At 60.8% G+C, this 23,849-nt stretch carries 16 protein-coding genes; 8 read left to right on the top strand and 8 right to left on the bottom strand.

The window, feature by feature from the left end; genetic code table 11:
* Nucleotides 1-2 precede the first annotated feature (2 nt).
* From NK667_RS12450 to NK667_RS12425, 6 genes are all read right to left on the bottom strand, one after another.
* Nucleotides 3-1,040, bottom strand: coding sequence for a hypothetical protein (locus NK667_RS12450; RefSeq protein WP_054616255.1), 1,038 nt, complete (start codon nt 1,038-1,040; stop codon nt 3-5).
* Between the two features lie 28 nt (nt 1,041-1,068).
* The gene (locus NK667_RS12445; RefSeq protein ID WP_054614920.1) at nt 1,069-1,968 is read right to left on the bottom strand and encodes a transporter; all 900 of its coding nucleotides are present in this window, start codon (nt 1,966-1,968) and stop codon (nt 1,069-1,071) included.
* A gap of 39 nt (nt 1,969-2,007) precedes the next feature.
* Nucleotides 2,008-3,414, bottom strand: coding sequence for a DUF1254 domain-containing protein (locus NK667_RS12440; protein ID WP_054614919.1), 1,407 nt, complete (start codon nt 3,412-3,414; stop codon nt 2,008-2,010).
* A gap of 153 nt (nt 3,415-3,567) precedes the next feature.
* Entirely contained in the window at nt 3,568-5,031 is a 1,464-nt protein-coding gene (locus NK667_RS12435; RefSeq protein WP_054614918.1) for a DUF1254 domain-containing protein, read from the bottom strand.
* 10 nt (nt 5,032-5,041) lie between these two features.
* The gene (locus NK667_RS12430; RefSeq protein WP_054614917.1) at nt 5,042-5,833 is read right to left on the bottom strand and encodes a hypothetical protein; all 792 of its coding nucleotides are present in this window, start codon (nt 5,831-5,833) and stop codon (nt 5,042-5,044) included.
* Nucleotides 5,834-6,274: 441 nt separating this feature from the next.
* Nucleotides 6,275-6,700, bottom strand: coding sequence for a YciI family protein (locus tag NK667_RS12425; RefSeq protein ID WP_054614916.1), 426 nt, complete (start codon nt 6,698-6,700; stop codon nt 6,275-6,277).
* A gap of 133 nt (nt 6,701-6,833) precedes the next feature.
* On the opposite strand from NK667_RS12425, the gene NK667_RS12420 reads away from it, so the two are divergent.
* The 8 genes from NK667_RS12420 to NK667_RS12385 all read left to right on the top strand — a co-directional run bounded on the left by NK667_RS12420 (nt 6,834) and on the right by NK667_RS12385 (nt 20,592).
* On the top strand, nt 6,834-7,277 hold the full coding sequence (locus tag NK667_RS12420; protein ID WP_054614915.1) for an SRPBCC family protein: 444 nt from the start codon (nt 6,834-6,836) through the stop codon (nt 7,275-7,277).
* 256 nt (nt 7,278-7,533) lie between these two features.
* Nucleotides 7,534-8,034 (top strand): thiol peroxidase, encoded by a 501-nt coding sequence (gene tpx, locus NK667_RS12415; protein ID WP_008030203.1) that lies wholly within the window; start codon nt 7,534-7,536, stop codon nt 8,032-8,034.
* 175 nt (nt 8,035-8,209) lie between these two features.
* A complete protein-coding gene (locus NK667_RS12410; protein WP_054614914.1) occupies nt 8,210-9,520 on the top strand; it encodes an MdtA/MuxA family multidrug efflux RND transporter periplasmic adaptor subunit in 1,311 nt (436 codons plus the stop codon).
* Nucleotides 9,517-12,621, top strand: a complete 3,105-nt coding sequence (locus NK667_RS12405) for an MdtB/MuxB family multidrug efflux RND transporter permease subunit (RefSeq protein WP_054614913.1) — start codon at nt 9,517-9,519, stop codon at nt 12,619-12,621. The genes NK667_RS12410 and NK667_RS12405 overlap by 4 nt, the downstream gene beginning before the upstream one ends.
* Nucleotides 12,618-15,725 (top strand): efflux RND transporter permease subunit, encoded by a 3,108-nt coding sequence (locus NK667_RS12400; protein WP_054614912.1) that lies wholly within the window; start codon nt 12,618-12,620, stop codon nt 15,723-15,725. Before NK667_RS12405 ends, NK667_RS12400 begins: the two co-directional genes overlap by 4 nt.
* On the top strand, nt 15,722-17,203 hold the full coding sequence (locus NK667_RS12395) for an efflux transporter outer membrane subunit (protein WP_054614911.1): 1,482 nt from the start codon (nt 15,722-15,724) through the stop codon (nt 17,201-17,203). Before NK667_RS12400 ends, NK667_RS12395 begins: the two co-directional genes overlap by 4 nt.
* Nucleotides 17,204-17,518: 315 nt before the next feature.
* Nucleotides 17,519-19,600 carry a putative bifunctional diguanylate cyclase/phosphodiesterase gene (locus NK667_RS12390; protein WP_054046468.1) on the top strand — a complete coding sequence of 694 codons (2,082 nt, stop codon included), beginning with the start codon at nt 17,519-17,521 and terminating at the stop codon, nt 19,598-19,600.
* A gap of 245 nt (nt 19,601-19,845) precedes the next feature.
* Nucleotides 19,846-20,592 carry an SDR family oxidoreductase gene (locus tag NK667_RS12385; protein ID WP_054614910.1) on the top strand — a complete coding sequence of 249 codons (747 nt, stop codon included), beginning with the start codon at nt 19,846-19,848 and terminating at the stop codon, nt 20,590-20,592.
* A 150-nt stretch (nt 20,593-20,742) separates the two neighbouring features.
* Here NK667_RS12385 and mapR read toward each other — a convergent pair whose 3' ends face one another.
* A complete protein-coding gene (gene mapR / locus NK667_RS12380) occupies nt 20,743-22,152 on the bottom strand; it encodes a GntR family transcriptional regulator MpaR (protein ID WP_054046464.1) in 1,410 nt (469 codons plus the stop codon).
* A 170-nt stretch (nt 22,153-22,322) separates the two neighbouring features.
* A complete protein-coding gene (gene ccoG, locus NK667_RS12375; RefSeq protein WP_054614909.1) occupies nt 22,323-23,753 on the bottom strand; it encodes a cytochrome c oxidase accessory protein CcoG in 1,431 nt (476 codons plus the stop codon).
* Between the last annotated feature and the right edge of the window lie 96 nt (nt 23,754-23,849).

Below are 23,849 nucleotides of genomic sequence, written 5' to 3'. Positions count from 1 at the left end.
GCTCAAAACATAAAGGTCGGAATGACCGGGATGAAGGACAAACGGAAATTCCAGCGGCTGCTGATCAGGTCTTCCGGGTGAATCGCCGAGTACTGAATCTCGCCGGAAATCCGCACCGGCAACTTGCCGAAGTTGAAGATCCGGCCGGCGCCGATGCCGATAGGGAAGGTGACTTTGTTGCCGCCTTTGGCCTTCCAGTTGACCGTGACGTTCGGCGTCATGCCGACCCGCCATTGCTCCGGGCCGGGGATGGTGCGCTGGATGAAATACTGGATGTTGGTCAGGCTCACGTCTTTGCGCTTGCTGTCGCCCGCCACCGACCACCAGTGCTGCGGGAACAGGCCGAGGGTCCAGTCTTCGCCCAGGTACGCGGCGACGAACGCCGGGCCGAGAGAGTATTTGCCGGTGCCGAGCACGTCGTATTCGGCGGTGGGGAACATCGCGGTCGGGCCGAAGCCCCAGACCATTTTGCCGCCCCCGGCGAAGCGGATCGGCTCCTTGGGCGAGAACACCCCGACATACGCCAGGTCGCCGAAACCGCTGGTGCGGTCGAACGGGTCCTGCACCACGGAGGTGAAGTCGCCGCGATCATGCAGCAACTCATTCGGACCCATGCCGATCAGGTTGCCGGCCTTGTGGTTGACCGGTGCGCTGACATAGCTGATCGGCAGACGGTTGATCAGGTTCCAGTCTTCTCCGATGGAAATCGGGAAGGTCGGCATAAAGCTGTATTTGCCGAGCATCCGCGTGCCGTTGCTGTTCGGACCCTTGAGCGCGGTGTAGTCGTACTGGTTGAACAGCAGCACCAGATTGCCCACCGGGTTGTCCATCAACTTGGCGATTTGCTCGGTAGACGGATCGCAGCCGGCGGCCACGACTTTTTTCAGGTCGATGTCGAAGTCTTGCTGCAGTCGATGACAGGTTTCCGGATCGCTCTTGCCGACCGGTTGCGCGGGTGTGCTGCCGAGGGCCGGCAAGTTGCCGGCGGCGCAGGCCATGCCACTGAGCATCGCCCCGCAGAGGGTCAGGTTTGTGCGCATCCATGCCGTGATCATCGATCAGCCTCCGTTACCAGGCGTATTGCAGGCGCAAGGTCCAGGTGTTCACGTCCGGCGAGCCGGTACGCTCCGACACCGTGTCCGAGTAGGCGATCAGCCCGCCGAACTGTGGCGACAGCATGAAACCGACACTGGCGCCGAACAGGCCGTTTTCCTGTTTGTTGTCCTGCCAATCGCCGTTGATCTTGGTTTCGCCGCCACGGTTATAGGTGGCGTCGAGTGACGCCCACAACGCACGGTTGATGGTGTAGCTGTAGTGGGTTTCGATGGCGTAGAGCGGCTTTTGCTCGAGCTTGCCGTCACCGTGGTAGTCGTTGTTGTCGCCGTACATCGACACGTAGGTGTTGAACTCGAGCCAGGTCGGGCCAATGGGCGTACCAAAGGCGATTTCCGGTTTGAACGCCCAGCGGTTGGAGCCGATGTTGATGATCCGGTCCTTGTCGTAATCCCCGGTGGGCGCGGTGATCCAGATGGCGCCGGTGAGGAAGGTTTCCGGCGTCCAGTTGGCGAACTCTTCCTTGGTCAGCGCCGGGCCGCCGAACAGGTTGTGCACTAGCACAAACTGGGTGTCGGCCATGCCGCCGTTGTGCTTGGTGCCGTCGAAAAACTGCGCGTTGTCGAACGATGCGGAGATGTCGGCGTAGGGTTGCAGGATCTGGATCGCGCTGTTGCGCCCGTCCACCGCAAACGAACGGGCGTAACGGGCGATGTACAGGTCAGCGTTCAGGGACAGGCCATCGATCGGCAGCGCGGTGTCGATCGGCGTGTTGGTGTCGATGCGGTTGTAATAGCCGAACACCATGTTCAGGTCGGTCGGCAGGTTCTGCCAGTCCCGGGCGTTATCGGCCTGGCTCAGCAGTGGGGTCATGGCTAACGTCAGTGCCGTCATCCTTGATGTGTTCAAACGCATGCTTGTGCTCCTGCAAAGTTCTGTATGACGATTTGCGACTTACTGGCCAATCGGCGTCAGCAACGGGATCTGCCACTGGCCGCTGACCATTTCCGGCTTCGGCAGATAGACCCGCAGTACGGCATAAAACGGCCCAGGGGGCGCCGGTAGCCAGTTGTGTTTCTTGTCGCCCAGGGGCTCCGAATGCTGCACGTACAGGGTCAGCCCACCGTCGGCGTCGAGTTTGAGCTTGGGCAACATCCGCGAGTTGATCAGGTAGCGTTTCATGTGATTGGCCACCAGCAACTTGGTCTTACCGTCGTACATCGTCAGCGACCAGAAGGCATCGGCCGGCGGCAGTTCGTCCTTGTTGAAGTGCAAGGTGTAGCTGTGGCGCGCACCGTTGACCGGTTTGCCCTGGTTGTCGACGAAGTAGCCGATGTAATTCGCCTCTTCGGCGGAGTTGCCGAAGATCCCCATGTTGGCGCCGGCGTAGCGATACAGGTAGTTGCCTTTCAGGTGATCGCGGGTGCCGAAGAAGTCACCGCTGGTGATCTGGTGCGTGTCGACCTTGTCTTTCTTGAACTGGGCAAACTCGGCCTTGGCATCGGCGATGCCATCCTCCAGCGCCTTGCGTTGGTCTGCGGTAAGGGTGGTGAGCTTGAACGGCTGGCGGCCGACGATGCCGATCTTGGCGAAGCGTGCCAGCAGGTCCTTTTCAACGTCCTGGGGCGGCGCGAAACCGAGCATGAAATTCAGGTAGCGGAACAGATCCGGGGTGTCGCTCATGTCGGCGGTGGGTTTCGGCCATTCGACCTTCGGCGCGGCGGCTGGCGCCGGTTGCTTGAGGTATTGGCTCAGGGTCTGCACCTTATAGGCGTTCTGGATCAGCTTGACCTTGGCGAGGTCAGCGTTGTCGAACAACTGCGTGCGGTACAACGCGTAGGCGATGTTGCTTTCACTGCGCACCAACCGATCGATATTCACCGGTTGCTGGCCCTGCCAGTCGGGGCCGGCAATCATGTAGGTGCCGCCCTTGTTGCCGGTGCTGCGGGTGCCCAGGTAGGCAAAGTTTTGCGTGTAGAGGTCGATCAGTTGCACCGAGTAGTAACGGTTTTCCGCAATCGGCGGCAGGGTCAGCACCACCGGCTCGGCGCGCAGGTCCATCCAGACGAAGGAGTAGGGCGTGTCGGAATTCGGCGTGACAAACGCGGTGTCCGCCGGAGTAAAAACCTTGGCGGTGTTGCCGATTTTGTTGAACGGCGCCTTGAAATTCGCCCCGGCCTTGTCCACGGCCTGGGTGTAGAGCGTCTTGTACATCTCCACCACCGGGAAACCGTAGAGGTAGGCTTCCTTGGCGATGCCCCGGGCTTCTTCCGGGGTGGCGGTGAAGTCGGCCCAGGCGCTGCAACTCAGCAGGAGCGAGAGGCTGGCGAGCATCAGGCGGGGGGCTTTCTTAATGTGCATGGGGTGTCCTTTGTGTTGAATGCTGCACAAATCCTGTGGGAGCGGGCTTGCTCGCGAAGAGGCCGGCACATTCAAAGGCAGTGTTGACTGACCCACCGCTTTCGCGAGCAAGCCCGCTCCCACAGGTTTTTGGGTGATGTCCCGCATCAGTGGTCACTCCACCGCCGCAATGTCATCAAGCTTCCAGCTCTTGTCGAAATACGCCTCGGTCGGCGCATACAAGCGGAAATAGCTGAACCAGTGCTTGCCCGGTACCGTTTGCACCCAGTTGTTCTCAAACCCCTTGGGCGCAGTCGGGCCGAAGTACAGGTCCACCGAGCCGTCGGCGTTCTTTTTCAGGTCCTGACGGGACGACAGATCGGCCTTGCGCTGCGTGTTGTCGATCAGGCAACGGCTGTCGATGTCGTACACAGTCATCGACCAGAACTGCTTGGCCGGCGGGTTGGCGCCGACGTGCAGGCGATAGCTCTTGCCGCCGTCGAGCCAGTTGCCCTTGGCGTCGGTGTAGGCGCCGAGGTAGGTCTGCCCCAGGCCCGGGGTTTTCGAAACCATGCCTTTGGTGTTGGTCACCGCCTCGTAGAACCAGGCGCTGCGTTCCCACAACTGGTCGTAATAAGCGACGCGTTGTGATGGCTCGGCAATATTCAGCACGGTGTCCCACTGCCGGTCTTTCCAATACTGCGCATCCGGGAAGCGCTTGGCGAAGGTATTGGCCTTGGCGATCAGTTCGCCGACCTGTGCGCCCTGTTCCAATGCCGCACGTTGCTTGTCGTTGGGGTTGAACGGTCTGTCCTTTTCGATGCCCAGGCTGGCGAGCATTGCCATGTAGAAACGGTCGCGTTCGTTGACCGGTTCTTTCTGGATGATCTGGTGCAGCCGCTCCCAGTACGCCAGGCCGCGCGGCTGGGTGCCGGACCAGGCCTTGCCGCCGGGGGACAGCAGTCTGGTTTTGCTCGGCTCGGCGCGCTTGGCGTAGGGATACATTTTGAATTGCTCGACCAGCGCCTTGCCCTTGGCCGGGTCTGGATCAAGGACGCGAAAGCCCACCAGCACGTTCATGGTTTCCGACTTGGCCAGGTAATACTTGCCAGCGTCGGCCGGTGGCTCGGCGCCCGGTGGCAGCACCAGGTACTTGCCACCCTTGCCTTTGTCCGGGCCGGTCTGGCCCATGTCGATGATCGCCCGCTGCCAGAAATCACCGATGCCGCCGGCAGTCGGGCCTGGTGGCAGTTCGATGACCAGCGGCCCGGTTTCATTCAGGTCGACGAAGCCGAGGATGTACGGCGTAGTGGCGTTGGCGGTGATCACGCCGAGCTTGTCTTCGTAGCTGTTGAGCACCATCAAGTCGCCGCTGTGGGCACCGAGCTTGTCGCGAAATTCTTCCTGCCACTGGGCGTAGGACACCAGCGGCAAGGCCCACAAATAACTCTGGGTTGCCTGCTGGAAATCCAGTTCGGCGTAGAGCTTGGCGATAGACTCATGGGCCGGCAGTTCGCCTTCCATGGCGACTTTGCCAATTCGGGTGTCGAGGTCCTGGGCTTGCGCTTGCGCGCCCACGCCGCAACTGACGAATGTCGCCATGATGCTGAAACCGGCGGCACGCAGTGCAATGTGCATAGGGATATCCTTATTTGCCGAAAGTGACGTTGATCCCGGCGAACAGCGTGAACTGCGGCAGGCCATCGCCTTTGCGTTCCACGGTCCACTGCGGTTCAACGAAGGCGTTGAAAACGTTGGTCCCGGACTTCCAGACCTTGCCGCCACCGAAACCGATGGGGATGTAATGGGTGTCATTCTTCAGGTCGAAGGTCCAGGTGCCGGTCGAACGCAGGTACCAGCCCTTGGCCAGGTTATGAATGATGAAGGGTTGCATCGTCGCGGTTTCGACGTGCGCGCGATCATGGTCGCCGGCGAACGAACTCTGGTATTGCACCAGCGCGCCCAACAGGCCACGCGGCGAAGAGTCGATAGCAATGGCGGCCAGGCCGGCCTGCCACTTGCCGGTGCCCAATTCGTCCTGCTCGGCGGTAGGCGCGGTGATCTGCGGGCCGATGCCGAGCTGAATGCCATCAGTCTTGAGCAGGAAAATATCGAACAGGTTGAGGTCACCGATACCGGTGCTGTAGCCGTTGTGCGGGTCAGGGCGGGTGCTGATCGGCAACGTCGCACGGAGCAATTGCGGAACGCCGATGAAATCGTTGGGCGCCACCGGCAAGGTGCCACGCAGCAACGCGTCATTGGTGTGGACGTTGGTGTCGTAGATTTTGGGGGTGTAGTAGTCCTGCAGATTGGCGCCCGGCGCCAGGTTCAGCGGGTTGTTGCTTTTGTTGGCTTCCTCGGCGTTATCTGCGTGTGCACAAAATGCAGACGCCAGCAGTGCCACCAGCGAACAGGCGTGCGCTCCCTGATTTTTCGACATGATTCCCCGGTTCCTTGGTGGCTCAGTGGACGAACTTGGCCATATTCTTGGCCTTCAATGCGTAGTCTCTTTCCTAATCAAGCCTGTAGGACACGTCATTTGAAGCTAGCAGCAAACCACGGGTTATCCAGTCGAATGGATTAATTCTTTGGTTTTGTGCGCGAATTGGCGTTTTTTCTGTGTACTAAAAAGTTAATACGAATCAGGTGGTTGGGGAGGGGACCTGAGGTTGAGAGTAAGCATTTGTGCGTGGTTGTCGGGGGGGGGCGGGCGCAAATTTTGTGCCCGCTGGAGGTTCAATGTGGGAGCGGGCTTGCTCGCGAAAGCGGTGTATCAGTTGACAGAGATGCTGACTGAAACGACGCCTTCGCGAGCAAGCCCGCTCCCACAAGGGGTTACCACAATTGACAAGGTGATCCCTGTGGAGGCCTCCCCAAACATTCAGTGCTTCTTCGCCTGCGCGCGTATCCGCTCTTCCTGCTCCCGTAACTCAGGCGTGAACTCTGCACCGAAATCCTCAGGCCCGTACACCGGACGAATCTCGATCTCGGCTTCCGTCCCCGGCATCGGATTCGGGCAGCGTTTGACCCATTCGATGGCTTCTTCTTTCGACTTCACTTCCCACAGCCAATAGCCGGCAATCAACTCCTTGGTCTCGGCAAACGGGCCGTCGATCACCTTGCGTTTTTCGCCGGAGAAACGCACCCGGGCGCCTTTGCTGCTGGGTTGCAGTCCGTCGCACGAAAGAAGGATGCCGGCCTTGGCCAGTTCTTCGTTGTAGTTGCCCATCGCGGTGAGCAGTTCTTCGGTGGGCATGACGCCGGCCTCGGAGTCCGGGCTGGCTTTGACAATGATCATGAATTGCATGGATTTATCTCCGCTGGAGGTGAGTGATTCACTGCCTAGTCGAATGGTGGTTTGCGGAATCGACAAATTTTTCGACATTATTTTCGTTACTTAGTATTCCTGCGCTGCGACGCCACTCGTCAATGGAATGCCCATGCCCGTCCTTGAACTCACAACGCTGATCCCCGACCGCACACCGGCGCAGGTCCTGGACTTCTGCCTGGAAGGCGTCAACTTCCCGAAGATCTTCCCCGAGCGCGTTACGCCGCTGGGCGATATCGACATCAATAACCTGCGCATCGAAGCCGGTCGCCAGTTCCGCTTCCGGCACTGGATGTTCAACGTCATTCCGTCGAACTGGACGGTGGTGATTCGTGAGGTCAGCGACACGCATTTCATCGACGAAATGCTCAAGGGGCCGATGGCTGCCTTTCGTCATGAACACCGGGTGGCGGCGGGAGAGGGCGGTACGCTATATACCGATCGCGTGACGTATGCGGCGATCGGCGGGGCGGCGCTGGAGTGGTTGCTGGTCAATGCCTATATGCGGCGGATTTTCGAGGCGCGGCATCGGAATATGTTGTGCTTGCTGAAATAGCACGGTGTACACGCGGTCCACTGTGGGAGCGGGCTTGCTCGCGAAGGCGGCCTGTCAGCCAACGTCTTTGTGAGCTGATACACCGCTTTCGCGAGCAAGCCCGCTCCCACAGGAGATTTGTGTCATTTGTGCGAGTTGTATCCAATTTGTGCGCCGACACTTCACAATTTGTATCTGGCCATAGGTCGTCGGGCCATTTCGTGGTTAACTTCGGCCTCTTCAGATTTCCAACAACACCATCAGAAGGACTCCGTTCATGGCTCAAGTCACTCTTAAAGGCAACCCGGTTCAAGTCAACGGCCAACTGCCACAAGCCGGTTCCAAGGCGCCAGCCTTTTCCCTGGTTGCCGGCAATTTGTCGGACGTGACCCTGGCGAGCTTCGCCGGCAAGCGCAAAGTGCTGAACATCTTCCCAAGCGTCGACACCCCGACCTGCGCGACTTCGGTACGCAAGTTCAACGCCCAGGCCAACGACGTCGCCAATACTGTTGTACTGTGCATCTCCGCTGACCTGCCATTCGCTCAAGCCCGTTTCTGCGGCGCCGAAGGCCTGGAAAACGTCCAGAACCTGTCGACCCTGCGTGGCGCCGAGTTCATCGAAAACTATGGCGTGGCCATTGCTGACGGCCCGCTCAAAGGCCTGACCGCCCGTGCCGTCGTCGTGCTGGATGAAAACGACAACGTGCTGCACAGCGAACTGGTTAAAGAAATTGCAGAAGAGCCGAACTACGAAGCAGCACTCGCTGTTCTGAAGTAAGGTTTTTACAATTGTTAACGGCCTGGCACTCGCTGGGCCGTTTTCATTTGTGCTTCAGTGTCTTAGATAAATCTCCTGTTACGTAAGCCGAAGGTAAATTGCCGGTAAAGCCGCTTTGCTTAATGCGCGCCAGTGCTTATCGTTCAGCCTCCCGTAGAAGAAGCCCACGCGCCCAATGGTTGATCATTCAATGCAATCCTCTTCCCGTAGTCCCCGTCGCTGGCTGTTCGGCCTGCTTGTCCTGTTGGTCGTCGCTGCCGTGTGCTGGAAATTCTGGCCTGCTGGCACTGACCATAAAGCGGGCGAAAAGCCGAAAGCCGTCGCCGGGCATACGGGCAAGGCCGGGGGTATGCGTCCTGGGTTTGGCGGCGCGACCGGGCCGATCCCGGTGCGGGTGGCCCCGGCGGTCAAGGGTGACTTCCCGCTGTATTACAAGGCGCTGGGCACGGTCACGGCGCTCAACACCATCAATGTGCGCAGCCGGGTGGCGGGCGAGTTGATGAAGATTGCCTTCGAGGAAGGGCAGATGGTCAAGGCCGGCGACCTGTTGGCCGAGATCGACCCGCGTCCTTACCAGAACGCCTTGCTCCAGGCTGAAGGCACCCTGCTGCAAAACCAGGCGCAGCTGAAAAACGCTCAGGTCGATGTCGAGCGTTATCGCGGCCTGTTTAAAGAAGACAGCATCGCCAAGCAGACCCTCGATACCGCCGAGGCGCTGGTCGGCCAATACCTGGGCACGGTCAAGACCAACCAGGCGGCGGTCAACGACGCCAAGCTCAATCTCGAATTCACCAAGATCCGCGCGCCGATTACCGGGCGCGTCGGTTTGCGTCAGCTGGACGTCGGCAACCTCGTCGCCGCCAACGACACCACAGCGCTGGCGATCATCACCCAGACCCAGCCGATCAGCGTCGTCTTCACCTTGCCGGAAAACAGCCTCGACACCGTTCTGGCGCGCTATCACACCGGCGCCAAACTGCCCGTCGAAGCCTGGGACCGTGGCGACATGAAGATGCAGGCCAGCGGCGTGTTGCAGAGCCTGGACAACCAGATCGACGTCACCACCGGCACCCTGAAATTCAAGGCGCGCTACGATAATCGCGACCTGAGCCTGTTCCCGAATCAGTTCGTCAACGTGCACCTGCTGGCCGACACCCTCAAAGGCGTGGTACTCGCGCCATCGGCAGCGATCCAGTTCGGCACCAACGGCACGTTCGTCTACGCCATGGACGGGGACAACAAGGTCAAGATTCGTCAATTGAAAGTCGGCGCCAGTGACGGCGACAACACCGTGATCACCGAAGGCCTGGCCGTCGGTGATCGCGTGGTCCTGGAAGGCACCGACCGCCTGAAGGAAGGCAGCGAAGTGGAAGTGGTCAACGACAGCCAGGATGTGCCGACCACCCCGACCGAACACCTGCAAGGCAAATCCGCGGCGAAAACCACTGAAGCGACCGCCAACGACAAGGTGAAAAAGGGCGCATGAACATCTCGCGGCTGTTCATCCTTCGCCCGGTCGCCACGACCCTGAGCATGCTGGCCATTATCCTGGCCGGCATCATCGCCTACCGCTTGCTGCCGGTGTCGGCATTGCCCCAGGTCGATTATCCGACCATCCGCGTCATGACGCTGTATCCCGGCGCCAGCCCGGACGTGATGACCAGTGCAGTGACCGCGCCGCTTGAGCGCCAATTCGGGCAAATGCCCGGCCTGACGCAAATGGCGTCCACCAGTTCCGGCGGCGCCTCGGTGCTGACCCTGCGCTTCAGCCTCGACATCAACATGGACGTCGCCGAGCAGCAAGTGCAAGCGGCGATCAACGCTGCGACCAATTTGCTGCCCAAGGACCTGCCGGCACCGCCGGTGTACAACAAGGTCAATCCGGCCGACACCCCGGTGCTGACCCTCGCCATCACCTCCAAGACCATGCTGCTGCCTAAACTGAATGATTTGGTCGATACGCGCATGGCGCAGAAAATCGCCCAGATCAGCGGCGTCGGCATGGTCAGTATCGCCGGCGGCCAGCGTCAGGCCGTGCGCATCAAGGTCAACCCGGAGGCCCTGGCGGCGAATGGCTTGAACCTGTCGGACGTGCGCACCTTGATCGGCGCGTCCAACGTCAACCAGCCCAAGGGCAACTTCGACGGCCCGACCCGGGTCTCGATGCTGGATGCAAACGATCAACTGACTTCGCCCAAGGACTACGCCAACCTGATCCTCGCCTACGCCAACGGCGCGCCGTTGCGGCTCAAGGACGTGGCAGAGATTGTCGACGGTGCCGAAAACGAACGACTGGCGGCGTGGGCCAATGAAAACCAGGCGGTTTTGCTGAACATCCAGCGTCAGCCCGGCGCCAACGTCATCGAAGTGGTTGACCGGATCAAGGCGCTGTTGCCGAGCATCACCGACAACCTGCCGGCCGGTCTCGACGTCACGGTCCTCACCGACCGTACCCAGACCATCCGCGCCTCGGTCACCGACGTGCAACACGAACTGCTGATCGCCATCGCACTGGTGGTGATGGTGACGTTCCTGTTCCTGCGCCGGGCCAGCGCGACGATCATTCCGTCGGTCGCCGTGCCGTTGTCGCTGATCGGTACGTTCGGCGTGATGTACCTCGCCGGCTTCTCGGTCAACAACCTGACCTTGATGGCCCTGACCATTGCCACCGGTTTTGTGGTGGACGATGCCATCGTGATGCTGGAGAACATTTCCCGGTTTATCGAAGAGGGCGACACGCCGTTGAATGCGGCGCTCAAGGGCGCCAAGCAGATCGGCTTCACCCTGATTTCCCTGACCTTGTCGCTGATCGCGGTGTTGATTCCATTGCTATTCATGGCCGACGTAGTAGGGCGCCTGTTCCGTGAATTCGCCATCACCCTGGCGGTGGCGATCCTGATTTCCCTGGTGGTGTCCCTGACCTTGACGCCGATGATGTGCGCGCGGTTACTCAAGCGTGAACCCAAGGAAGAAGAACAGGGCCGTTTCTACCGGGCCAGCGGCGCGACCATCGACTGGATGATCGCAGCCTATGGGCGCAAATTGCAGTGGGTGCTCAAGCATCAGCCGCTGACCTTGCTGGTGGCCATCGCCACTCTCGGGCTGACGGTATTCCTTTACATGGTGGTGCCCAAGGGCTTCTTTCCGGTGCAGGACACCGGGGTGATCCAGGGCATTTCCGAAGCGCCGCAGTCGATTTCCTTTGCGGCGATGAGCGAACGTCAGCAGGAGCTGGCGAAAGTGATCCTCGCCGACCCGGCGGTCGAAAGCCTGTCGTCCTACATTGGCGTGGACGGTGACAACTCGACGTTGAACAGCGGCCGCATGCTGATCAACCTCAAGCCCCACAGTGCGCGAGATCTCAGCGCGACCAAGATCATTGCGCGCCTGCAACCGGAAGTGGACAAGCTGATCGGCATCCGTCTGTTCATGCAGCCGGTGCAGGATCTGACCATCGAAGACCGGGTCAGCCGCACGCAGTACCAATTCAGCATGTCGTCGCCGGATTCGGAATTGCTCAGTCTGTGGAGCGGACGTCTGGTGGAAGCCCTGGCCCAGCGCCCCGAGCTGACCGACGTCGCCAGCGATTTGCAGGACAAGGGTTTGCAGGTGTACCTGGTGATCGACCGCGATGCGGCGTCACGGGTGGGTGTGTCGGTGTCGAACATCACCGATGCGCTGTATGACGCCTTCGGCCAGCGGCAGATTTCCACGATTTACACCCAGGCCAGCCAGTACCGCGTGGTCCTGCAATCGCAGTCGGGCGAGAAGATCGGCCCGGACGCGCTGAACCAGATTCACGTCAAGACCACCGATGGCGGGCAGGTGCGCCTGTCGAGCCTGGCGCATGTCGAACAACGCCAGACGCAATTGGCGATCACCCACATCGGCCAGTTCCCGGCGGTGATGATGTCGTTCAACCTGGCTCCCGGCGTGGCGCTGGGGCACGCGGTTGAAATCATCGATCAGGTGCAGAAAGACATCGGCATGCCGATTGGCGTGCAGACCCAGTTCCAGGGTGCGGCCGAAGCATTCCAGGCGTCGCTGTCGAGCACCTTGCTGCTGATCCTGGCGGCGGTGGTGACCATGTACATCGTGCTCGGCGTGCTCTACGAGAGTTACATTCACCCGATCACCATCCTCTCGACCTTGCCCTCGGCGGCGGTCGGCGCCTTGCTCGCGCTGCTGCTGACCGGCAATGACCTGGGGATGATCGCGATCATCGGCATCATCCTGCTGATCGGCATCGTGAAGAAGAACGCGATCATGATGATCGACTTCGCCCTCGACGCCGAGCGCAATCAGGGCATGGCGCCGGAGCAGGCGATCTATCAAGCGGCGCTGCTGCGGTTCCGGCCGATCCTGATGACCACCCTGGCCGCGTTGTTCGGTGCGGTGCCGTTGATGCTGGCCACCGGTTCCGGCGCGGAACTGCGTCAACCTCTGGGTCTGGTGATGGTCGGCGGCTTGCTGGTCAGCCAGGTGCTGACGCTGTTCACCACCCCGGTGATCTACCTGTATTTCGACCGTCTCGGCCGGCGCTGGGGCCGCAAGTCTGAAACCGTGGAAGTGGTAGAACAGCCATGAACCTGTCCGGACCTTTCATCAAGCGCCCGGTCGCGACCATGTTGCTGAGCCTGGCGATCATGCTGTTGGGCGGCGTGAGTTTCGGCCTGTTGCCGGTGGCACCGCTGCCGCAGATGGATTTCCCGGTGATCGTGGTCCAGGCCAGCCTCGCGGGTGCCAGCCCGGAAGTGATGGCCTCAACCGTGGCCACGCCGCTGGAGCGTTCCTTCGGCGCCATCGCCGGGGTCAATACCATGAGCAGTCGTTCCAGCCAGGGCTCGACCCGGGTGATTTTGCAGTTCGACATGGACCGCGACATCAACGGCGCGGCGCGGGAAGTGCAAGCGGCGATCAACGCTTCGCGCAACCTGCTGCCGAGCGGGATGCGCAGCATGCCGACCTACAAGAAGGTCAACCCGTCGCAAGCGCCGATCATGGTGTTGTCCCTGACCTCGGATGTGCTGGAAAAAGGTCAGCTCTACGATTTGGCCTCGACGATCCTGTCCCAGAGCCTGTCCCAGGTGCAGGGCGTGGGTGAAGTGCAGATTGGCGGCAGCTCCCTGCCGGCGGTGCGCATCGAACTCGAACCCCAGGCGCTGAACCAGTACGGCGTGGCCCTGGACGATGTGCGCAACACCATCGCCAACGCCAACGTGCGCCGGCCCAAAGGCTCGGTCGAGGACGACCAGCGTTTGTGGCAGGTGCAGGCCAACGATCAACTGGAAAAGGCCAAGGACTACGAGTCGCTGATCATCCACTACAACAACGGCGCGGCCCTGCGCCTGAAGGATGTGGCGACGGTCAGCGACGGCGTCGAGGACCGCTACAACAGCGGTTTCTTCAACAACGACGCGGCGGTGTTGCTGGTGATCAACCGCCAGGCCGGCGCCAACATCATCGAGACCGTCAACGAGATCAAGGCGCAGTTGCCGGCGTTGCAGGCGGTGTTGCCGGCCAGCGTCAAACTGAACCTGGCCATGGACCGCTCGCCGGTGATCAAGGCCACATTGCACGAAGCGGAAATGACCCTGCTGATTGCCGTGGCCCTGGTGATTCTGGTGGTGTTCCTGTTTCTGGGTAACTTCCGCGCTTCGCTGATTCCGACGCTGGCGGTGCCGGTGTCGCTGGTCGGCACTTTTGCGGTGATGTACCTCTACGGTTTCTCCCTGAACAACTTGTCGCTGATGGCGCTGATCCTCGCCACCGGGCTGGTGGTGGACGATGCCATCGTGGTGTTGGAAAACATTTCCCGGCACATCGACGAAGGCGTGCCGCCGATGAAGGCCGCGTACCTCGGCGCACAGGAAGTCGGCTTCACCTTACTGTCGATGAACGTCTCGCTGGTGGCAGTGTTCCTGTCGATCCTGTTTATGGGCGGGATCATCGAAAGCTTGTTTCGCGAGTTTTCCATCACCCTGGCGGCGTCCATCGTCGTCTCGCTGATCGTGTCGTTGACCCTGACCCCGATGCTTTGCGCGCGTTGGCTCAAGCCGCACACGCCGGGGCAGGAAAACCGTCTACAACGCTGGAGCCAGCGCGCCAATGAATGGATGGTCGGCAAATACGCCACCAGCCTCGACTGGGTGCTGCGCCACCGCCGACTGACCTTGCTCAGCTTGATCGTGACCGTTGGCGTCAACGTCGCGCTGTACGTGGTGGTGCCGAAAACCTTTATGCCGCAGCAGGACACCGGCCAGTTGATCGGTTTTGTGCGCGGTGATGACGGGCTGTCGTTCAGCGTGATGCAGCCGAAGATGGAAATCTTCCGCCGCGCCGTGCTCAAGGATGAGGCAGTGCAAAGCGTGGCCGGGTTCATCGGCGGCACCAACGGCACGAATAACGCCTTCATGCTGGTGCGCTTGAAGCCGATCAAGGAGCGCAATATTTCTGCGCAAAAAGTCATCGAGCGGATGCGCAAGGAAATGCCCAAGGTGCCCGGTGCGCAACTGATGTTGATGGCGGATCAGGACCTGCAATTCGGGGGCGGTCGCGAACAGACCACCTCGCAGTATTCCTACATCATTCAAAGCGCCGACCTGGGCTCGTTGCGCGAGTGGTACCCGAAAGTCGTCGCGGCGCTGCGGACCTTGCCGGAGCTGACCGCGATTGACGCCCGTGAAGGACGCGGCGCGCAGCAGGTCACGCTGATTGTCGACCGCGACCAGGCTAAACGCCTGGGAGTCGATATGGACATGGTCACCGCAGTGCTGAACAACGCCTACAGCCAACGGCAGATTTCGACGATCTACGACAGCCTCAACCAGTATCAGGTGGTGATGGAGGTCAATCCGAAATACGCCCAGGACCCGATCACCCTCAAGCAGGTGCAGGTGATCACTTCCACTGGTGCGCGGATTCCGTTGTCGACCATCGCGCACTACGAAAATAGCCTGGAAGACGATCGGGTCAGCCACGAAGGCCAGTTCGCCTCCGATAGCATTTCCTTCGACATGGCCGAAGGCGTCACGGTGGAGCAGGGCACGGCAGCCATTGAGCGGGCGATTGCCAAGCTTGGCATGCCAGAAGACGTGATCGTGAAAATGGCCGGCACCGCCGACGCCTTCGCCGCGACCCAGAAGAGCCAGCCGTTCATGATTCTCGGCGCGCTGTTGGCGGTTTATCTGGTGTTGGGCGTGCTGTATGAAAGCTACATTCACCCGCTGACGATTCTCTCGACCTTGCCGTCGGCCGGGGTTGGCGCATTGCTATCGATCTATGCCTTGGGCGGGGAGTTCAGCCTGATCTCGCTGCTGGGGCTGTTCTTGCTGATCGGCGTGGTGAAGAAAAACGCCATCCTGATGATCGACCTGGCGTTGCAGCTGGAGCGGCATCAGGGCATGACGCCGCTGGATTCGATTCGCAGCGCTTGTCTGCAACGTCTGCGGCCGATCCTGATGACCACCCTGGCGGCGATCCTCGGCGCACTGCCGCTACTGCTCAGCCGTGCCGAAGGTGCGGAAATGCGCCAGCCATTAGGCCTGACCATCATCGGCGGGCTGATTTTCAGCCAGGTGCTGACCCTCTACACCACCCCGGTGGTTTACCTCTATCTCGACAAACTGCGCCATCGCTTCAATAAATGGCGTGGGGTACGTACCGATGCAGCTCTGGAAACTCCGCTATGACTGACCGTTCGCTTATCACTCTGGCTGCACCGATTGCCACGGCCCGGGGCTCACGCCTGTTGAGCCTGGCGCTGTGTGTGGCGATGCTCAGCGCCTGCGCCGTCGGCCCGGACTATCAGCGTCCGCCCACCGCCGAGCCGGCGCAGTACAAGGAAGCTGAGGGCTGGCGCCAGGCCAGTCCGAGCGATTCCCTGGCCCGTGGTGCCTGGTGGGAGTTGTACGGCGACCGCCAGCTCAATGGCCTGATCGAGCAACTCAACAGCGCCAACCAGACTGTGGCCCAGGCCGACGCCCGTTATCGTCAGTCGCAAGCCTTGGTGGAAAGCGCCCGTGCGGCGTTTTACCCCACGGTTGACCTGAGCGCGGGCAAGACCCGCTCCAGCCAGGGCGCCGGCAGCAGCAGTTCAAGCCTGAGCAGTTCGGCCAGCGGTATTCGAAATACCTACACCACCCAGTTGGGTGTCAGTTGGGAAGCGGACATCTGGGGCAAGCTGCGTCGCGGCCTCGAAGCCGATACCGCCAGCGCACAGGCAAGCTTCGCCGATCTGGCGGCTATGCGCCTGAGCCAGCAGTCCGAGTTGGTGCAGAACTACTTGCAGTTGCGGGTGATCGATCAGCAGAAACGCTTGCTGGAATCTACAGTCGCGGCGTATGAACGCTCGCTGCAAATGACCCAGAACCAGTACCGCGCCGGCGTCTCCGGGCGTGACGCGGTGGCCCAGGCCCAGGCGCAGTTGAAAAGCACCCAGGCTGATCTGGTGGACCTGATCTGGCAACGCGCGCAGTTCGAAAACGCGATTGCCGTGCTGATCGGCAAGGCTCCGGCGGAGTTCAACCTGGCGGAAACCCAGGACATCCCGAAACTGCCGCAGATTCCCCTGAGTCTGCCGTCGCAACTGCTCGAACGCCGCCCGGATATCGCTTCCGCCGAACGTTCGGTAATCGCCGCCAACGCCAACATCGGCGTGGCGAAAGCTGCGTACTACCCGGACTTGAGCCTGAGCCTGAGTGGCGGTTACAGCAGCAGTACGTCGAGCAACCTGATCAGCTTGCCGAACCGCTTCTGGTCGGTGGGTCCGAAACTCGACTTGCCACTGTTCGACGGTGGCGCACGCTCGGCGGAAGTCGATCGCAATGAAGCGCTCTACGACGAAACCGTGGCCAAGTACCGCCAGACCGTGCTCGATGGTTTCCGCGAGGTGGAAAACTACCTGGTGCAACTCAAGGTCTATGAGAACGAAGCAGCGGTGCGCCAGGAAGCGCTGGACGCCGCCCGTGATTCCTTGCGCCTGACCGAGAACCAGTACAAGGCCGGGTTGATTGCTTATCTGGATGTGGTAGTGGTGCAAGCCACCGCGCTGAGCAATGAACAAAGCGTGTTGAACGTGTTGCAGGCCCGGTTGATTGCCAGTGTGCAGTTGATTGCGGCGTTGGGCGGCGGGTGGGATGGGCAGTTGCAGGTAAGTGATAAGGAATAACCGCCTGGCGGCGTAGCAGCGGTCGAGCCCCAGCGAGGCCGCGTTCGGCGGCGAAGCCGTCGTAAACCCTGAGCTCGCGGTTAACCTGAAACACCGCATAGCCTGATTTCACGACGGCTTCGCCGCCGAACGCGGCCTCGCTGGGGCTCGACCGCTGCTACGGGTAAGGGGGTTTTAAGGTGTCAAACAAGCGTTTCATCGGGTTGATGGCCATTTGATAATTTTGTCAGTGCGTTCTTCCGCGCAATCAGTACAATCGCCGACTTTGCCCCCCGAGAACGGACGCAGTACGGAGGGGCAGTCACGAGAAATATCATGCTCATCGGCACCTTTTCCCCCACGCTGGTTTTCATCTCGCTGTGCGTGGCGATTCTCGCTTCCTATACCGCGCTGGACCTGACTGGCCGGATCGCCACGACCAAGGGCCGCGCCGTTCATTTGTGGACCGCTGGCGGCGCGGTCGCCATGGGCATTGGCGTCTGGTCGATGCATTTCATCGGCATGCTCGCCTTCAAATTACCCATCGATCTGGGTTACGACCTCAGCCTCACCGTGCTGTCGCTGTTAATCGCCATTCTGTCGTGCGGCTTTGCCCTGTGGCTGGTCAGCCAGCCGAAACTGCCGCTATGGCAACTGGCATTTGGCGCGCTGGTCATGGGCAGCGGCATCAGCGCCATGCATTACACCGGCATGGCGGCCATGCTGATGCAGCCGGGGATCGATTACGACCCGACGTTGTTTAGCGCGTCGCTGCTGATCGCCGTCGGTGCGTCGGCAGCGGCGTTGTGGATCGCCTTCCGCCTGCGCCAGCACTCGCCTTATGTCAGCCTGTTCCGTGGCGGTGCCGCGATAATCATGGGCTTCGCCATCGTCGGCATGCATTACACCGGCATGGCGGCGGCGCGTTTTCCGGACGGCAGCTTCTGTGGTGCCGCCCTCGACGGCTTGAGCGGCAAGGGCCTGGACAATCTGGTGTTGATCACCACATTGGCTGTTCTGAGCATTGCCTTGTTGACCTCGATTCTCGACGCGCGCCTGGAAGCTCGCACCGCTGATCTTGCGCGGTCGTTGACCGAGGCCAATCGCGAACTCACGCAACTGGCCCTGCACGACACCCTGACCGGCCTGCCGAACCGCATGTTGCTGGCTGACCGCATCGAGTTGGCTATGTCCAAGGTGCAAGAGCAGGGCGGCTGTTTTGCGTTGATGTTCATCGATCTGGACGGCTTCAAACCGGTCAACGATGCCTTCGGCCACCACATGGGCGACCAGTTGTTGCGTGAGGTCGGCTTGCGACTGCGCGAAGACTTGCGCAGCCAGGACACCCTGGCGCGGATCGGTGGTGACGAATTTGTGTTGTTGGTGCGCCTGAGCGAACCCGACGACGCCCTCAACCTGGCGGCCCGTCAGGTCAACCTGATCTCACGCGCGTTCCGCGTGGCTGAACATGACCTGCAGATTTCCGCCAGCGTCGGCATCGCGCTGTATCCGGGCAACGGCCAGACTGCGCAAGAACTGCTGATGAACGCCGACGCCGCGATGTACCACGCCAAAGGCGCCGGGAAAAACGGCCACAGCTTCTTCGACGCCTCGATGAACAGCAACGCCCGCAAACAGTTGCAGTTGTTACAAGACTTGCGCGCTGCCCTCGAGCAGCAACAGTTCAGCCTGTATTACCAACCCAAATTCGACGCCAGCAATGGCCGCCCGGTGGGTGCCGAGGCGTTGCTGCGCTGGGTGCACCCGACCCAAGGCATGTTGCTGCCAGACAAGTTCATCGACCTCGCGGAAAAGACCGGGTTGATCATTCCCATCGGCGAGTGGGTGTTGAATGAAGCCTGCCGGCAGATGCGCGAATGGTATGTGCTCGGTTACACCGACTGGCGTATTGCGGTGAATCTGTCGGCCTTGCAGTTCTGCCACGTCGGCCTGGTCCAGAGCGTGGCCAAGGCGTTGGCCACGCACCATTTGCCGGCCAACAGCCTGACCCTGGAAATCACCGAAACCACCGCCATGAGCGACGCCGATGCCAGCATGACGGTGCTGCAGGAGCTGTCGGACATGGGCGTGGATTTGTCCATCGATGACTTCGGCACCGGTTATTCGAGTTTGATGTACCTCAAGCGTTTGCCGGCCAATGAGCTGAAGATTGACCGTGGTTTTGTCCGGGATCTGGAGCATGACAGTGATGACGCCGCGATTGTCTCGGCCATTGTTGCGCTCGGCCAGGCGTTGGGTTTGCGGATCGTGGCGGAAGGCGTCGAGACCGGTGTGCAGCAGGATTTCCTGACCAAGCTGGGGTGTGATTCGCTGCAGGGTTATCTGTTGGGGCATCCGCTGCCGGCGGAGCGTTTCATGCACGACATCCATCGTGGCGAGCAACAGGCTGCCGGCTGATAGACCTGTGGCGAGGGGGCTTGCCCCCGTTGGGGTGCGTAGCGGCCCCGCTTTTTCTTCAGGTACATCGAGTCATCCAGATTACGACTGCTTCGCAGCCGAACGGGGGCAAGCCCCCTCGCCACAGGTAATTTCCAGACCCAAGACCCGCATTGTCACCCCGATAGATGCAGGTCATGCAAAACCCATCAATGACGGTTATTCTTGCCCCCGACTGCTTAAGCTTGAAACGGGGGAACGTCAGCATGGAAAAAGTCATCGTCATCACCGGAGGCAGCCGTGGCATTGGCGCCGCGACTGCATTATTGGCCGCCGAGCAAGGCTATCGGATCTGTATCAACTACCTGGCTGACGAAGTCGCGGCCCAGAGTGTGCTGGAGCAAGTCCGCGCCCTCGGTGCGCAAGCCATAGCGATACGAGCCGATGTCAGCATCGAAGACGAAGTGATCGCGATGTTCCACCGCGTCGACACCGAGCTGGGGCGGGTTACTGCTCTGGTAAACAACGCCGGCACCGTCGGGCACAAGTCCCGGGTCGACGAAATGTCCGAATTCCGTATTCTCAAAATCCTCAAGACCAACGTCCTGGCGCCGATCCTCTGCGCCAAGCACGCGATCCTGCGCATGTCGCCCAAACATGGCGGGCAGGGTGGCAGCATCGTTAACGTGTCGTCGGTTGCGGCCCGCCTGGGTGCGCCGAGCGAATACGTCGATTACGCCGCCTCAAAAGGCGCGCTGGATACCTTCACCCTGGGGCTGTCCAAAGAAGTGGCGGGCGAGGGGATTCGCGTCAACGCAGTCCGGCCTGGCTACATCTATACCGATTTCCATGCACTAAGTGGCGACCCGGATCGGGTCAGCAAGCTGGAGTCGGCGATTCCGATGGCCCGTGGCGGGCGGCCGGATGAAGTGGCGGAGGCGATTGTGTGGTTGTTGTCGGACAAGGCTTCGTATGCGACCGGGACGTTCGTTGATCTTGGGGGTGGGCGTTAGTCCTTGAGGTTTGCGTTGCCGGAGCGGGCCTCTTCGCGAGCAAGCCCGCTCCCACAGTAGATTGGTGTGAACACATAATTTGTGAACAACACCGATCCCTGTGGGAGCGGGCTTGCTCGCGAAGGCGATAGTCCAGACGACATCGCACCGTCAGAACGACCGCACAATCCGCCCCAACGTCTCCATCGCCTTTTCCGCCGCCTCATCCCAAGGGCTGCCGTAATTCAACCGAATGCAATTCCTGAAGCGCTGGGTCGGTGAAAAGATCGGGCCCGGCGCGATGCTGATGCCTTGCGCCAGCGCCATCTGAAACAACTTCAGCGAATCCATCTGCGGTGGCAGTTCCAGCCACAGGAAGTAGCCGCCGGCCGGCTGGCTGACGCGGGTCTGCGCCGGAAAATAACGGGCGATGGCGGCGAGCATGGCGCTTTGTTGTTCTTCCAGGGCGTAGCGCAGTTTGCGCAGGTGACGGTCGTAGCCACCGTGTTGCAGATAGTCGGCAATCGCGGCCTGGGCCGGCATCGACGCGCAGAGCGAGGTCATGAGTTTCAGCCGTTCGATTTTCTGCGCATAACGCCCGGCGGCAACCCAACCGATGCGGTAACCGGGGGCCAGGCTCTTGGCGAACGAACCGCAATGCATCACCAGCCCCTCGGTGTCGAACGCCTTGGCCGGTTTCGGTGCTTGCTGGCCGTAATAGAGTTCGGCGTATACGTCGTCCTCGATCAGCGGCACCTGATGGCTGCGCAACAGCTCCACCAATTCCTGCTTCTTCGCCTCAGGCATGGTCGCGCCCATCGGGTTCTGGAAACTGGTCATGCACCAGCAGGCCTTGATCGGATGGCGTTCCAGGGTTTGCGCGAGCACGCCGAGGTCGATGCCGTCACGCGGGTGCACCGGGATTTCCACGGCTTTGAGCTTCAGGCGCTCCAGCACTTGCAGGCTTGCGTAAAACGCCGGGGCCTCGATGGCCACCAGATCGCCGGGTTCGGTGACGGCCTGCAGGCACAGGTTCAGCGCTTCGAGGGCACCGTTGGTGATCAGCAGTTCTTCCATCGGCAGCATCAACCCGCCGACCATGTAGCGCAGGGCGATTTGCCGGCGCAGTTGCGGGTTGCCCGGCGACATGTCGGTAACCACCATGCGCGGGTCCATCTCCCGGGCGGCACTGGCCAGGGAACGGGACAGCCGTTGCAACGGGAACAGCGTCGGACTGGGGAACGCTGAGCCGAACGGCACGGTGGTCGGGTCCTTGATCGAGTCGAGGACCGAGAACACCAGTTCGCTGACGTCGACTTCGGTGGATTCGTTGACTTGGCTGCTGATCACCGGCTCCGAGAACGGGCTCGGCGCGTGGGTGTTGACGAAGTAGCCGGAGCGCGGCCGGGCACGGATCAGGCCGCGACGTTCCAGCAGGTAATAGGCCTGGAATACCGTGGACGGGCTGACCCCGTAAGTCTGGCTGGCGTAGCGAACCGACGGCACGCGCTGGCCGGGGCCGAGCACCCCGGAGCGGATCAGTTCAGCGATGTCATCGGCGAATTTTTCGTAGCGTTTCATCGAGTGCCTGGGTTCAAGTTATTCATGTGATGCGCCGTTGTGGCGAGGGGGCTTGCTCCCGCTGGGGTGCGTAGCGCCCCCAAAATCTTTGCGACTGCTTCGCAGCCGAGCGGGAGCAAGCTCCCTCGCCACAATGGACCGCGCCTGACAATGGCCGGCATCTTAACGGCTCAACGATTCATCGGCGCAACAAACCGGCTCTGGGCCACGCTGTAGATGTCCGGCTCATCGCTGTCGACAATCTTGAAGCTGATCGTTTGCGAGCTGCTGCTCGGCCGTTCCGTGGTCATCGCCACCGACACCGGGACGTCGACAATCTCGCCCGGCGCCAGGCTCAGCTCGGTCTTGCCTTGCAACTGGAAGCCTTCGCCATCCTCCAGGCTCAGGCGGTAATCCTGGCGCTGCTGGGTCTTGTTGATGACTTTGAGGCTGTAGATGTTTTCGATCTGGCCTTCGCTGTTCTCGCGGTACATGCCACGGTCCTTGGTGACGTCCAGCGACACCATCGGTCGTTCCACCAGCGCCAGAGCCAGCGCGCCGATCATCACCAACAGAACCGCCGTGTAACCGATCAACCGTGGCCGCAGCAGGTGGGTCTTGCCGCCCTGCAGTTCATGCTCGGAGGTGTAGCTGATCAGGCCGCGAGCGTAGCCCATTTTGTCCATGATTGAATCGCAGGCGTCGATGCACGCCGCGCAGCCGATGCATTCCATCTGCAAGCCGTCGCGGATGTCGATGCCGGTGGGGCAGACCTGCACGCAGACCTGGCAGTCGATGCAATCACCGAGGCCGACGTCCGCCGGTTTGACCTCGCGTTTGCGCGGGCCACGGTTTTCGCCACGGGCCACATCGTAGGAAATGGTCAGGGTGTCCTTGTCGAACATCACGCTCTGGAACCGCGCATATGGGCACATGTGCATGCACACCGCTTCGCGCAGCCAACCGGCATTAATGTAAGTGGCGCCGGTGAAGAAGATCACCCAGAACAGGCTGACACCGGCCATTTGCAAGGTCAGCAGTTCTTCGGCCAGGGGCCGGATCGGCGTGAAGTAGCCGACAAAGGTCAGGCCGGTGAGCAGGCTGATGCCCAGCCACAACGTGTGCTTGGCCGAGCGGCGCAGCAGTTTGTTCAGGCTCCACGGCGCAGCTTGCAGCTTGATCCGCTGGTTACGTTCACCTTCGGTGATTTTTTCGCACCACATGAAGATCCAGGTCCAGGAGCTTTGCGGGCAGGTATAGCCGCACCAGACCCGGCCGGCGAACACGGTGATCGCGAACAGGCCGAACGCGGCAATGATCAGCAGCGCCGAAAGCAGGATGAAATCCTGCGGCCAGAAGGTCGCGCCGAAGATGTGGAATTTGCTTTCAGACAAGTCCCAGAGCACCGCCTGGCGACCGCCCCAGTTCAGCCATACCGTGCCGAAGAAGGCGAGGAACAGAAAACCGGCACCGCTCATACGCAGGCTGCGGTACAGGCCGGTAAAACTGCGGGTGTGAATCAGGTTGTCGCTGGATTTGGCCTTCATCTTTGGACGCGAAGGCTCATAGCGCTGGACTGCGGGGGCGCTTTCTACGGTTCGGACGGGGATTCTCTCGCTCATGGTCGTTCGCTCATCAGCCTCCATCAGGCCGGTGCACTATGAGCGGCGATCTGTTTGCATAACAGACTCAGGTATCGCAATAAAAAGCGGATCAGA

The organism is Pseudomonas nunensis, assembly GCF_024296925.1.
In the GTDB taxonomy this organism is placed as follows: Bacteria; Pseudomonadota; Gammaproteobacteria; order Pseudomonadales; family Pseudomonadaceae; genus Aquipseudomonas; species Aquipseudomonas nunensis.
The sequence above is the reverse complement of the archived record's forward strand: the minus strand, read 5'-3'. Positions and strand labels throughout refer to the sequence as shown.

Coding starts and splice junctions, on each gene's coding strand:
- NK667_RS12410 (WP_054614914.1), top strand. CDS start 8,210: ATGGTTGATCATTCAATGCAATCCTCTTCCCGTAGTCCCCGTCGCTGG.
- NK667_RS12450 (WP_054616255.1), bottom strand. CDS start 1,040: ATGCGCACAAACCTGACCCTCTGCGGGGCGATGCTCAGTGGCATGGCC.
- NK667_RS12395 (WP_054614911.1), top strand. CDS start 15,722: ATGACTGACCGTTCGCTTATCACTCTGGCTGCACCGATTGCCACGGCC.
- tpx (WP_008030203.1), top strand. CDS start 7,534: ATGGCTCAAGTCACTCTTAAAGGCAACCCGGTTCAAGTCAACGGCCAA.
- NK667_RS12420 (WP_054614915.1), top strand. CDS start 6,834: ATGCCCGTCCTTGAACTCACAACGCTGATCCCCGACCGCACACCGGCG.
- mapR (WP_054046464.1), bottom strand. CDS start 22,152: ATGAAACGCTACGAAAAATTCGCCGATGACATCGCTGAACTGATCCGC.
- NK667_RS12440 (WP_054614919.1), bottom strand. CDS start 3,414: ATGCACATTAAGAAAGCCCCCCGCCTGATGCTCGCCAGCCTCTCGCTC.
- NK667_RS12430 (WP_054614917.1), bottom strand. CDS start 5,833: ATGTCGAAAAATCAGGGAGCGCACGCCTGTTCGCTGGTGGCACTGCTG.
- NK667_RS12435 (WP_054614918.1), bottom strand. CDS start 5,031: ATGCACATTGCACTGCGTGCCGCCGGTTTCAGCATCATGGCGACATTC.
- ccoG (WP_054614909.1), bottom strand. CDS start 23,753: ATGAGCGAGAGAATCCCCGTCCGAACCGTAGAAAGCGCCCCCGCAGTC.
- NK667_RS12425 (WP_054614916.1), bottom strand. CDS start 6,700: ATGCAATTCATGATCATTGTCAAAGCCAGCCCGGACTCCGAGGCCGGC.
- NK667_RS12385 (WP_054614910.1), top strand. CDS start 19,846: ATGGAAAAAGTCATCGTCATCACCGGAGGCAGCCGTGGCATTGGCGCC.
- NK667_RS12445 (WP_054614920.1), bottom strand. CDS start 1,968: ATGCGTTTGAACACATCAAGGATGACGGCACTGACGTTAGCCATGACC.
- NK667_RS12400 (WP_054614912.1), top strand. CDS start 12,618: ATGAACCTGTCCGGACCTTTCATCAAGCGCCCGGTCGCGACCATGTTG.
- NK667_RS12405 (WP_054614913.1), top strand. CDS start 9,517: ATGAACATCTCGCGGCTGTTCATCCTTCGCCCGGTCGCCACGACCCTG.
- NK667_RS12390 (WP_054046468.1), top strand. CDS start 17,519: ATGCTCATCGGCACCTTTTCCCCCACGCTGGTTTTCATCTCGCTGTGC.